The sequence below is a fragment of the Nostoc sp. UHCC 0252 genome, from assembly GCF_034931145.1.
Lineage (GTDB): Bacteria > Cyanobacteriota > Cyanobacteriia > Cyanobacteriales > Nostocaceae > Nostoc.
Map to the genome: position 1 here is coordinate 84,362 of NZ_JAYGHE010000018.1, position 13,313 is coordinate 97,674.

General features: G+C 42.7%; 7 protein-coding genes. 5 read left to right on the forward strand and 2 right to left on the reverse strand.

All coding sequences use genetic code 11. The features are described from left to right. Positions 1 to 473 precede the first annotated feature (473 nt). The 4 genes from VB732_RS13530 to VB732_RS13545 all read left to right on the forward strand — a co-directional run bounded on the left by VB732_RS13530 (position 474) and on the right by VB732_RS13545 (position 4,781). Positions 474 to 827: a four-helix bundle copper-binding protein gene (locus VB732_RS13530; RefSeq protein WP_323231362.1), complete on the forward strand. Its 354-nt coding sequence runs from the start codon at positions 474 to 476 to the stop codon at positions 825 to 827. A 399-nt stretch (positions 828 to 1,226) separates the two neighbouring features. Then, complete coding sequence (gene crtD / locus VB732_RS13535; RefSeq protein WP_323231363.1) at positions 1,227 to 2,738, forward strand: C-3',4' desaturase CrtD; 1,512 nt, start codon at positions 1,227 to 1,229, stop codon at positions 2,736 to 2,738. A 115-nt stretch (positions 2,739 to 2,853) separates the two neighbouring features. Beyond that, entirely contained in the window at positions 2,854 to 3,960 is a 1,107-nt protein-coding gene (locus VB732_RS13540; RefSeq protein ID WP_323231364.1) for a saccharopine dehydrogenase family protein, read from the forward strand. A gap of 389 nt (positions 3,961 to 4,349) precedes the next feature. Beyond that, positions 4,350 to 4,781: a hypothetical protein gene (locus VB732_RS13545; RefSeq protein WP_323231365.1), complete on the forward strand. Its 432-nt coding sequence runs from the start codon at positions 4,350 to 4,352 to the stop codon at positions 4,779 to 4,781. 199 nt (positions 4,782 to 4,980) lie between these two features. On the opposite strand, the gene VB732_RS13550 is transcribed toward VB732_RS13545, so the two are convergent. Then, entirely contained in the window at positions 4,981 to 9,048 is a 4,068-nt protein-coding gene (locus VB732_RS13550) for a DUF4912 domain-containing protein (RefSeq protein WP_323231366.1), read from the reverse strand. Between the two features lie 467 nt (positions 9,049 to 9,515). Next, a complete protein-coding gene (locus VB732_RS13555; protein WP_323231367.1) occupies positions 9,516 to 10,628 on the reverse strand; it encodes a precorrin-8X methylmutase in 1,113 nt (370 codons plus the stop codon). A gap of 431 nt (positions 10,629 to 11,059) precedes the next feature. On the opposite strand from VB732_RS13555, the gene VB732_RS13560 reads away from it, so the two are divergent. Further along, on the forward strand, positions 11,060 to 12,973 hold the full coding sequence (locus tag VB732_RS13560; protein WP_323231368.1) for a heavy metal translocating P-type ATPase: 1,914 nt from the start codon (positions 11,060 to 11,062) through the stop codon (positions 12,971 to 12,973). The last annotated feature ends 340 nt before the right edge of the window (positions 12,974 to 13,313 follow it).

A 13,313-nucleotide genomic window follows, 5' to 3' on the forward strand; every position in this document is an offset into this window, starting at 1 on the left:
TTATCAGAAAATGACAATCGAGAGGATATTCTGCATCCGTTGATTTTTTTACTCATAATTTAACTTTTTTACTTTTTTTGATTGCCATTTTATTAATATCTGTATTGTCCTGAAAAACAACTTAAGCAACATAATTTTAAAATAAAAATTTTCTTCACAATCCTCTTTTAATCGAAAACGATGTTTTGTAACAGAACTATCGCAGGTCGCTTTGTTATCTCAAAAGCATCAGATTTTAGATTTTTAGCTTTCCAGAAAACGATTAAATTAGGATGAAATATTTGTAATTTCAATAATAAATTAGTTATGCACACTCAAATGAAATTAGCATGAAATCCTTCTATTTATTTAGTAATAAATGCTTAATATACCATTAGGTAGACGTAAGCATATTTGTAATTTTTTAATGTAAGGACGCAGAGGCATAAATACTGCCTCATGTGAAATTGATGAGTTAAAATCGGAGGTCAATTATGACGACAGCTCAAACTCAGCAATCCTTGCTTGAAACTTGCATAGAGGCTTGCTTTGATTGCCTACGCGATTGTGAAAACTGTGCCGATGCCTGCTTAAGCAGCGACATGGTACAGATGATGGCTCAATGCATTAAGCTGTGTAGGGACTGTGCTGACACTTGCGACCTTTGCGCTCGTTTCATGTCTCGCAATTCGGCTCTCCATGCTCAAATGTGCGGAGTCTGTGCAGAAGCTTGCGATCGCTGTGCCAGTGAATGTGAAAAACACGATAATGATCACTGTAAACGCTGTGCCGCATCTTGCCGTCGCTGCGCCCAATCTTGTCGCCAAATGGCTACAGCTATGGCATAAGTATTTGTAATCGCTGACTGCTGCGTTGCCATAAATTTATTCGTGCGGTGGTCAGCGATCATCATAATAAACGGAACTTGAAGTACCGCAATTAGTCAACTTAAGACCCGGCGAATGGAATAGAGCCTCCGGCACGCTGACGCGTTAAGCGAAGCTATGCCGTTGGCGAAGCCTCTCGTAGAGAAGGCTTTACGCGGCCATACAAACAAAGCCCACCTCCGTGGGCTAATAAAAGAAAATTAAGGTTTTTTATTTAACCCGCGCAGGCGGGTTTTGCATGTGTAGACGCGGTTTCTAACCGCCCTTTTATCTGCGATACCTGCGGCGGGTTACGCTTACGCTTAGAGATTAAGGTAAAATTATAATTAAAAATATTAAGAATTTTAAAGAAACTAATCAATGTCCAGCATTACTCTTGACAAAAGTAACTCTCGTGTTGTCGTTATCGGTGCCGGAATAGGTGGACTGACTGCTGGAGCATTATTAGCTCATAGAGGTTACAGCGTCTTAATTTTGGATCAGGCCCTTGTACCGGGAGGCTGTGCTTCAACATTTAAACGCCAGGGATTTACCTTTGATGTGGGCGCAACTCAGGTTGCGGGGTTGGAACCAGGGGGAATTCACCACCGCATTTTCTCAGAACTAGAAATAGATTTACCACAAGCAACGCCTTGTGATCCTGCTTGTGCAGTATATTTACCTGGGGAAAGCACACCGATTAATGTCTGGCGCGACCAAGAGAAATGGCAAGAGGAACGACAAAAACAGTTCCCTGGTAGCGAACCGTTCTGGCAATTGATGGCAACTTTGTTTGATGCCAGTTGGGAATTTCAAGGACGCGATCCGGTGCTACCACCACGTAATTTATGGGATTTGTGGCAACTAGCGCAAGCGGTGCGTCCCAGTACATTAATTACCGTTCCCTTCACTTTGTTTACGGTAGGAGATGCTTTACGGTTATGTGGATTGGGAAATGACCAGCGATTGAGGACTTTTTTAGATTTGCAACTGAAGCTATACTCCCAGGTGGATGCAGAGAACACAGCATTACTTTATGCAGCTACAGCGTTGAGTGTATCCCAACTGCCCCAAGGATTGTTTCACCTCCAGGGAAGTATGCAAGTATTAAGCGATCGCTTGGTACAATCCTTAGAAAGAGATGGCGGCAAATTGTTGATGCGCCACACTGTAGAACAAATCAAAGTAGAAAACGGCAAAGCCACTGCTGTAGTGATTAGAAATCAGAAAACTGGCGAAGTCTGGACAGAAGCCGCCGACCACATAGTTAGCAATGTCACCGTGCAAAACTTGGTGCAGTTATTGGGACAAGCGCCATCTGGATATAAAAACCGGGTGAAAAAACTACCCCAAGCATCAGGCGCGTTTGTGGTTTATTTAGGTGTAGATGCTAGCGCGATTCCGGCTGAATGCCCTCCCCACCTGCAATTTCTGTATGATGTCAATGGCCCCATTGGCGAGAATAATTCCCTGTTTGTTTCCGTCAGTCATTCTGGAGATGGTCGCGCACCGGAGGGGAAAGCGACAATTATCGCTTCTTCATTTGTCGATCCTGCACAGTGGTGGCAGACTGATGATTATGAAGGACTAAAAGAAAAGTTTACCCAAGAAGCGATCGCTCGTCTTGCCCAATACTTCTATCTCAAACCAGAAACGATTATTTATCAAGAAGCGGCAACACCGCGCACCTTTGCCCATTTTACAGCCCGCGATCGCGGTATAGTTGGCGGTATAGGTCAAAGGATTCCAACTTTTGGCCCTTTTGGATTCGCCAATCGTACACCCATCCAGAATTTGTGGTTAGTTGGTGACTCCACCCATCCCGGCGAAGGTACTGCTGGGGTGAGTTATTCGGCGCTGACGGTAGTTAGGCAAATTGAGGCGCAAAACTGATCAAATACCAGTAATTAAAAAGTCCTCCCTCCTTAGCAGGCAAGTCATACTTGTAACCGATGCAAAGGGGACGGGAAACTGGTCAAATTAAGTTATTGTTGCCAATGCTGGAGTAATGACAGACAGCGTTTTAATTCTAGGTGGACGGGGGCGGATTGGTAGCAGTGTTGCTCAGGATCTCGCTACCCATACGCAAGCTCAAATTACGATTACTGGACGTTCTGCGGAGTTTGGGAAGGCTGTTAGCTTGTCTTCAGGAGGACAAGTACAGTTTTTGGTGTTGGACTTGGCAGAAGTTGACAAGTTGCGAGATGCGATCGCAAACTCTAACTTAGTCATCCATTGTGCTGGCCCATTTCACTATCGAGATACTAATGTTCTTGAAACCTGTATTGCTCAAGGCGTTAATTATCTAGATGTCAGTGACCATCGTTCTTATACCAGCAAAGCTCTCAATTTTAGTGAAAAAGCTGCTGCTGCTGGGGTGACGGCAATTATTAATACTGGCATTTTTCCTGGTATTTCTAACAGCATGGTGCGTCAAGGCGTTGAACAATTTGATAAACCAGAAAAGATCCATTTAAGTTATTTAGTTTCCGGTTCTGGCGGTGCTGGCATTACAGTGATGCGGACAACTTTTCTGGGGTTGCAGTATCCTTTTGAGACTTGGATAGATGGAAAATGGGAGATAATCAAGCCTTATAGTGAAAGAGAATTAGTTGATTTTCCACCGCCTTATGGACGCACCGGAGTTTACTGGTTTGATATGCCAGAAACCTTTACACTGCCCAAAGCTTTCCCATCTGTAAAAACTGTAATTACTAAGTTTGGCTCTGTTCCTGATTTTTACAATCACCTAACTTGGATTGCGGCACACGTTTTTCCCAAGTGGTTAATGCAACGCCGTTACATGATTGAATTTCTGTCTCATGTCAGCCATTCAATGACAGATGTCACTAATAATTTTAGTGGTATTGGTGTAGCAGTTCGTTCAGAAGTTACAGGGCAAAAAGATGGCGAAACCGCCGTTTATTGCTCAACTGTAGTGCATGAAAATACAGCCGTGGCTTCTGGTTGTGGTACAGGTAGTATTGCCCAGTTATTGCTAGAAGGTAAACTGAAGAAACCAGGTGTTTTTGCTGTTGAAGAAGCACTACCAACAAATTTATTTGAAGAAGCAATGCAAAGCCGAGGAATTAAAATTAATCACAGTTGGTTATAGGTCGATACGCTTGGGTTAAGCACACAAGCTCAATGGCTAATAATTTACTACATTTGAAACCGTGTTTTGTTTCTAAGCCACCTAGCATAATTAGCCACAGATACTCTTAGGGACACGGCGTTGCCGTGTCCCTGACTGTGTACTTATTTAAAATGAGAATCACTATAAAAGATTTAGATATAGCAGTCCTAAATCATTCGTGAACAATAAGATCCCCGACTTCTCAAAGAAGTCGGGGATCTTAATCTCTCTATTTTCACAACTCATTTAGGATTGCTATAGCATTAACTGAACTATAGGTAAAAATTATTATACCTTGCGATAGAAGTAAAAACTGTACCTAAAAACTTAGGATGCCTGTGAGCCTTAAATATTGCATGTATTTATACATGAATAAGGCTCATAAAATAAAACTAGAAGTAGCAGGTTTTTCAATGCAAAAAATTCTATTAACTTTAAAACAAGCGTTACGTTCAATTTTAGTTGTTTGCTTGATGGTTTCCATCAGCTTGTCAGGTTCTTTCATTTTTGTTCAGCAAGCTAGTTATGCAACTACTCTTGAAGAATTAAAGCTAATACCGCCAGAGTATAAACCAAATTCTGAAGAAAAAATTAATCGTGCTAACGAATTTGACCCAGGTGTTGGTATTCAAGAAGAAGAACGACAAGAAGCTTATGAGCAAGCAATAAAAGATTCAAAAAACCTTACTACTATAGAGAAAACTTACGAAAGAAATTTAAAGGCTGAACAAGCACAAAATCCCCCAGAAACTTTTGGTGAAAAAGCGAAAGAAGTTCTTGAAAAGGTGACAGGGAAATAGGGAATATAGACTGTAGAATTCAAAGTCTCTCTCCTTTTAGGAGAGAGATTTAGAGAGAGGTTTTTTAGATATAGCCGCGTTTGCGTAGCGTGCCGGAGGCTCTATTCCATTTGCCAGGACAAACTTTTAGTAAATTAACTTTCACCCTATTCTCCTCAAAAGAGAGAATAGGGTGAAAAGGGAATATCTAGCGTAATTACTAGTTTTCTGAAGTTTCCTGAGAGAACTTTTTATGGATGGTTTTGGTGGATTCCCCATCAGCAGCAACTGTGATGAGATAGTCCATTAAACCATCTGAAAAGGGGAGACGTAGGTGGAAAGTACCATCGGGTTTGACTTTGATGGGATATCCACTAATGTTTACGTTTGTATTTGGTTGGGTTGCTCCGTGAATAATCAACTCAGCATCTGCTACAAACCAAAAATCTTCGTGGGAACGACTGAAAACGCGAACGTTAGGTGAACGGGCGATGAGTAACCAACGTAGTTGACCGCCGTAGGCATCGCTATCAGCGATATAACCAATTTCAACCATATAGTCGCGATCGCTGACGGGAATCGCCACAAAGCGATTGCGTGCTATCTGTTCGCATTCATACTGCTGGATAAGTTGGGGACTTTGATAACTCAAGTCAATGCCAGTTACATCGTAAAGCCGCACTGCTAATTGAGAGCCGCCTTGTTGTTGCAGTGCTTCGTTTTGAGTCTGGGAAATGTGCCAAGAAACATAAGCCCATTTGGGAGTACGGGCTGTGAGCGAAATACTACTCTCTTCTTCAGTGCTTTCTTCTTGTACATCTACCGAATCAATAGCTGTTTCGCTTGCTAGCGCTACATCTTCGAAGTTAATTGTTTCGCTAGCTAATGCTACATCTTCAACGGGGGAATCTGTAGGGGCAGGACTAAAGACATGAGCGATCGCAGAACGAGCAATGAATAACCAGCAATCGCCATCAGCGACATAGCCGATTTCAGCTATGTAGTCGCGATCGCTGATGGGAATTTCCACGAAGCGATCGTTTGCAGTCTCGTCACATTCATATTGCTGGACAAATTGAGGATTTTGATTACTCAAGTCAATGCCAGTTGCATCATACAGCCGCACTACTAATTTAGAGCCACCCTGTTGTTGCAATTCTGCTTTCTTGGTTTCTGATATCTGCCAAGAAACCTCAGCCCATTGGGAAGTACGAGGTGTGAGAACAATACTGCTTTCTTCTTCAGCGATCTCTTCTTCTGCATCCCAGTCAATATCTGTTTCATCCGTGATTGGTATATCATCAACTATGGGATCTGGAAGCACAGGGCTGAAGAAACGAACAATTGCTGAACGAGCGATGAGTAACCAGCGATCATCATCAGCGATATAACCAATTTCAGCTATATAATTGCGATCGCTAACGGGAATATCCACCAGTCCGTCGTGTGCTGTCTCCTCCAATTCATACTGTTTTACTAGGTGCGGACTTTGATAACTTAAATCAATTCCAGTCACGTCGCACAGCCGTACTACTAATTGAGAGCCACCCTCTTGTTTTAGCGCTGCTTTCTTGGCTTCAGAAATTTCCCAAGAAACATGAGCCGATGTAGAAGTATGTGGTGTGAGGACAATAATGCTCTCTTTTTCTACATCTACCAAGTCAATATTTGTTTCATCAGCAATTGCCACATCATCAACGATGGGATCTGGAAGCACAGGGCTGAAGAAACGAACAATTGCTGAACGGGCAATGAATAACCAGCGCTCGCCATCAGCGATATAACCAATTTCAGCTATATAATCGCGATCGTGGGCGGGAATCTCTATCAAGCGATCGTGTGCTGTCTCTTCAGATTCATACTGTTTTACTAGGTGCGGACTTTGATAACTCAAGTCAACGCCAGTCACATCATACAGCCGCACTACCAATTGAAAGCCGCCCTGTTGTCGCAGCGTTGCTTTCTTGGTTTCAGAAATTTCCCAAGAGACATGAGCCAATTCATAAGTATGCGGTGTGAGCAAAATACTGCTCTCATCTTCTGCATCCACTTCTGTATCTACTGTAGTATCAGTTTCTCCTTGGGTATCTGATGCCAGATTGATTGCCCAGGCTCCAATCCCTGCACCTGCTGCTAAAGCTGCAACGTCTGCAAAATCTATGGAGTCATTTTCAGCAACACCTTCCCCGGCAGTTGACTCTGTTTGAGGTTCTTCGTTTGCCACATTGATTGGAGGTTCGGCTGCATCTGCTACCACATTGAATAAATCTTCTTCTGACAATTCTGGCAAATCGATCAGTGAAGATGTTGATGGCGGTGGAGGTTCCACCCCGGCATATTCTGGGAAAGGCAATTCATCTACTGGAGTTGTATCTTCAGTTGAGGTGATTGGTGACGGTTCCACCCCGGCATATTCTGGGAAAGGCAATTCATCTACTGAAGGTGTATCTTCAGTTGAGGTGATACTTTCCAGCCAGTTCAGTTCTGCTTGAAGTTCCTCATCTATCTCATCTTCACTAATTTCTGTGTCCCAATATCCAAAATTAGATGTTTCTTCTGGCACATCTGGTAATTCGGGTAGTGGGGCTGTCACCTCAGATGAAGGCAGTTGCACATCAGATATTTCTTCTGAAATATTACCCAAATGAGGGTAGGGAGTATTTACTACAGCTGCTGGGGCTTCTATGTCCCATGCAACCTCATCAGAATCAGGAGTGCTTGTCTCCGTATAATTATTTAACTCAATTGTCTCATCAATTGCGTTTGTTTCTGTTTCGTTGTTAGTAAAGGCAGACCATGTAGCCGCCCCCATACCCGTTGCTAAAGCTGCGCCACCGGTTAAAGCTGCGGCTCCCGAACCATTAGCTACAGCAGTTGTACTTTCATAGAAGTTAGAAGTACCATTATTCGCCTCTTGGACTAAATTGGATGTCCCTTGAGTACCATTTTCACTCAAGTCAGATTGTGTTTGAGCGTAGATATTGAAAGGAGTGCGATCGGGGGTTTCTTGCTCTGGGGAATGTGGCAATGGCTGCTCTATAAGCATCGTTCCGTTAATGGAGGGAGCGGTGCCGGCATTGAGTAACGCCATTTCTCCATCTTCTGTACTAGGTGGATGAGGATTTGATTCTGGTAAGTTTTCTGTTTTATCGTTGGGTGATGGACGTTTTCCCAAAATCCACCACAATAAGGCTCCACCTATAGTGATAAAAAACAAAGGCAGGAGTAACCAATATGGTGTTTCCTTATTTACAATTGGACTGTTTTGTGAGGTAGCAGGAGCGACAAAAGGCTGTTCGCCAAATGCAGAAGCACTAGGGGAAGCTGTAGCAGCAGGTGTTGTTTGGGCGGTGGGAGTAGAGGTAACAAAAGGTTGTGTTATGTTGGCTGCGATCGCAGTCGCTTCAGCCGTTCTAGCCTGTTCTATAGCCTTCTGTCCAGGCGGTGCAAGGGTAAAGCCAAGAAAATCTACTATGCTTAAGCTAGGATTTTTTTTGTAAACGTAAACTAAAGGTTGCGAGAAGGGATATTTGGGATCATCTGGTAAAGCTTGATGTAGTTGCAGAACTCGCACATTTTGCAACTTTGACACCTGATTAGCTAACACATAGCTGATGCCGTCTTTGCCCAGTTGTTTGATAATTTCTGCGGTATTATCATCATTTAGTTGGGTAGCATCTGGCCCTGTCGCAAATTCAGCACTCTTAAAGGCTGGATAAGTGCGAAAAGTATTGCGAGTCTCACTCGTGCTAGGGTGATCGATTAACCGAATCTTGGCTGATGGGCCTCCCACTTGTGACCAATTTGTAATTTGTCCTCTAAAAATTCGGGCAAATTGCCTACTAGTCAAGCTGCCTTTGAAAGGATTATCTGCACCAACCACGATCGCAATCTTCTCACGGTGCAAGCGAACTTGCTCTAATCCTTGGGCTTTTTCTGCTGGTGTCAACCCACGCCCCATTGCTACGATGTCGATTTTGCCATCTAGCAAACTTTTCAGTGCCGGATCAGTGCCATTAGCAGCAATTTCAACCTTAGTACCTAAAAACTGTTTTTCAAAATTCTCTTTCAGGCTTTGATTGATTGCACTCAAGTTACTAGAACCATCAATGCGAACTGTCGTCCCATCCTGCACTGTTTGCGGCAGTGTAAAAGCAGGAGAATCAGGTTTAGATTGCGCCAGTATGGGTTCTGACACCAGCAAAGTTGCTGCCATAGGAGTCGTAGCTAAGGCAATCCATAGTATCAGCCTGATTATCGAAGTATCTTTTTTTTCTTGTTGCCACATAAGCCTCTTAATTAAAGTAAAAAATAGAAAGCCTGCCAGTTTTAAATCACAATCTTGTAAGGATTATGGAGGAGACGCGCTAATTATACATCTGAGTTATCTTTACTTCTAACTTCCTTCAGCGCACTTGTACTGATTTATACTTTGATTGAAATTGTATAGCATGATAATTTATACTCTAATTGCCAGAGTCTGTTTACTATAAAATGTTCTAATTTATATTGCAACTTATACTAATTTGGCAGCTTATGGCCACAAATATGAACTATTGAATTACTAAAACTGGTAAAGTGTAGCAAATTCAATATTATTTAACAATATTATTTTCAGTAGTGCTAAGTACTGTGTATCCTAATGTCTTAATTGAGTACTTATTGTTCAGTACTCAGAAGAATCTACTATAAGACTCCTATTTGATTTCTGAACAAGACTCAGTACGCATGTATCCCTTCTTTTCTTCCCAATTCCTATATATTTTTGAGATAACAATGACAATCTGGCTTATCAATGAGTGACTCCACCAAAGCGTTTAAAGCCGTTGCAGCTAAAGCGCCGCCTCCCAAAGTTCCTGCAACTGTAATAAAAGGTATCCCTTGTTGCATTAGTTGTCGCTTGGCTGCGGGAGCATGACTAAAGCCAATGGGCATTCCAATTACTAATGCAGGCTGAATTTTTTGGTTGGTTATTGCTTCACAAACTTCTACAAGCACTGAGGGAGCGTAACCAACTACCAACACGCAACCCTGACTTACTTGCAGCAGTTTTTCTCGCCATTCTTGATGTTGCCAAAAAGCAGCTTCTGCTTCTGTGGCAGTAGTAATATGGGGATTATCAATCAAGGTTTCAGTGCGGCATCCCAAGTGAAGTAATCGGGTTTGATCCAATGCAGCAGCAACCGTTTGGGTATCGACAACAATTTGACAGCTTGAAGATAAGGCTTCTCGACTAGCTGCGATCGCATCTTTACTCAATTTTACAAAGGATACCAAACTGACATCGCCACAAGCCAAAACCAATTGAGAAATTAAGTGTTGTTCAATTTCGGAACGGTGAGATAAATCTGGTAATAACCTTTGTAGCGATTCAGTAAAAGCTTCTGAGTGGGTATGAATTTCAGCATCCAAGCCACTCCAGAGGTTTTCCAATCCCCCCAATCCAGCTTGGGTTTCGACATCGAGTAACTTGAGTTGTGCCAAAACTTCCGCCTGCATAATTTGACAATGGCGATCGCGCCCCAATAATCCTTCTAATGCTGATGCAGTTTGTCGCAGTTGAGAAATTTGTTGCATCACCGCGCGATATTGCTGCTGGAGTTGCGCCATCAGATTTGTAGTTGTTTCCGCTTCCGGTTCCACTTCCAAAATATTGCGGATATGGTTTAGCTGAAATCCTTGCTGCTTCAGTGCAACAATCCGTTGCAGCCTGAGAACATCTTTTTTGGTGTAGAGACGGTAATTGCTGTGCGATCGCACTGGTTGCGGTAACAGTCCCAATTGATGGTAATGTCGCACCATCCTCGGAGTTAAACCGCCGCCAACTGCATCAGTGAGTTCTTTAATAGTTAAGCAACCAGCATTCATGATTTACTCCAACAACGGCAAAATTCTTTGTAACTCTTCACAAGCCGCCTGAAGAGATGGCGGTGCATTTTCATCTAAACTTTCTTGAGAACACTGGTTTGCTAATTGTTCAACATTCTGACTGTTTTTTGAATTTTGTATATTCTCTAACTCAAAACTCTGAGTTGCAAAAACCTGCCAGTGAGTGCAGTATATATTCGCTTTAGCATAGATTTTTTTCTACTAGTGTAATTTTAAACGTAACAGTTAAATCGTCTCATTTACCCACATCCGGCCTTTGAAAAACACTCAAAAAACACAGACAAAGATTTAACTCTGCGTACCTCAGCGCTTCCCTCAGCGCCCCTTTGCGTTTCAAAATAATTATAAACCTTGACATTAACATTGATGTCAAGGTTTAACGTGAGAGAGTCCCTGTTAATTCACCTCTCATGCTCTACCCCCAACGTTTCAGCCAATTCACCAGAGAACACACAGATACCTTAGCAGCCCTTTTGTGTGGCTTACTGCTATTTCTCGGATGGTTCGCCTTACATCTCGGTTGGTTGGGATTAGCATTTCTACTGCTACCTGCTGCTTATGTAATTGGTGGTTACGAAAGTGCGCGGGAGGGATTGACTACCCTTTTCAAAGAAAAAGAACTTGATGTAGATTTGCTGATGATTGTCGCCGCCGTTGGTGCTGCTAGCCTCGGCTTATGGCGACGAGAATATCATCTAATTATTGATGGGGCAATTTTAATTCTGATTTTTGCCATCAGTGGCGCATTAGAAGGCTATGCCATGCAGCGAACTGAGCGGAGTATCCGCAGTTTGATGAGCCTGACACCAGATACAGCAAGAGTTTTGCTTCAGGGAAGAGAAGAAGAAATTCCGATTAGTCAGTTAAAAGTGGGTGATGAGATTGTCGTCAAACCCGGAGAGCTAATTCCTACTGATGGGATAATTTCATCTGGTTACAGTACTCTCAATCAAGCTGCAATTACAGGCGAGTCTTTACCTGTAGAAAAGACAGTAGGCGCAGAGGTATTTGCTGGAACACTTAACGGCTATGGTGCATTGCAGATTAAGGTACACAAACCAGCCCAAAGCAGCTTGATTCAGCGCGTGATTCGCTTGGTAGAACAAGCGCAGACAGAAGCACCACCTTCGCAAGAGTTTATTGATCGCTTTGAGAAAGGATATGCCAAAGTCATTGTAGTAGCCGGGATATTACTGGCAACTTTACCGCCGTTTCTTTGGGGTTGGGATTGGGAAACAACAATTTATCGCGCCCTTACGTTCTTAGTGGTGGCTTCTCCCTGTGCGCTGATGGCTGCAATAATGCCCACGCTGCTTTCAGGAATCGCCAACGGTGCAAGACAAGGGATTTTGTTTAAGAATGGGGCACAGTTGGAGAAGATTGGCAAAGTCCGTGCGATCGCATTTGATAAAACTGGTACTCTAACAACAGGACAGTTGCAGGTATTTCAAGTAATTGCAGTTAGTGAATACACTCAACAAGATGTATTAAAAGCCGCCGCTAGTGTGGAATCTTATTCAGAACATCCCATCGGTAAGGCAATTGTGCAGGCGGCTGGTGATTTAGATTTGGTTGGTGCAATCCAAGTGCAAGCTATACCTGGACAGGGAATTGTGGGAATTGCTCAAGAAGAACAGGTTATTGTAGGCAATGCTGCTTTTGTGCAGCAGTATGTCACAAATTTACCTGAAGAATTGCGAGAAATGGCTCAATCTTTAGAGCAAGAAGGTAAAACTGTGGTTTGGGTGGCACAGGGAAATATAGCAGAGGTGATGGGTGTAATTGCGATCGCAGATGAAGTAAGATCGCAAGCAGCCGCAACCATTTCTCGCTTAAAGCAACTCGGAATTGAGCAAATTGTCATGTTAACCGGGGATAATGAAGAAACTGCTCAAAGTGTCGCCAAAGCAGTAGGAATTGATCAGGTATACGCTCACCTTCTACCAGAAGATAAGCTAGATGTTATCCGCCTTTTACAGCAAAAGTATCAAACTGTGGCAATGGTGGGCGATGGAATTAATGATGCACCAGCTTTAGCCCAAGCATCTGTAGGTATAGCGATGGGAATATCTGGCAGTGATGTGGCATTAGAAACCGCAGATATAGTATTGATGGCCGACAAATTAGAAAAAATTGCGGTGGCGATGCATTTAGGAAGGCGATCGCAATCCATAGTCAAACAGAATATAGTCGTAGCATTGGGTTTCATTATGTTGCTTTTGGTGGGCAACTTTCTCGGAAGTATTAATTTACCTATTGGCGTGATTGGGCATGAAGGCTCTACAGTATTAGTTACCCTCAGTGGTCTAAGATTGTTGAAATAAAGCAATTATTTCTTTTTTCTGTTTCTCTACTCCTTTTTGGCAGCCTAGCGTCTAGTTAAAATTTGAACGTGACGGAGTTCTGAGCCAATACTGTTCGGTTAAGCCTAAAAAATAACTCCAATGTAGGTTGGGTTGAGGAACGAAACCCAACATTTTCAGGGGTTTGTTGGGTAACACTAAAGTTCAACCCAACCTACAAATTTTCTTAACCGAGCAGTATTGAGTTCTGAGCTTCATTAATGAGTATCAAAAGCCCATTAAAGGAGTTCTGAGCCTCATTAATGAGTATCAAAGACTCATTAAAGGAGTTCAGAACCTCATTAATGAGTATTAAAGACTC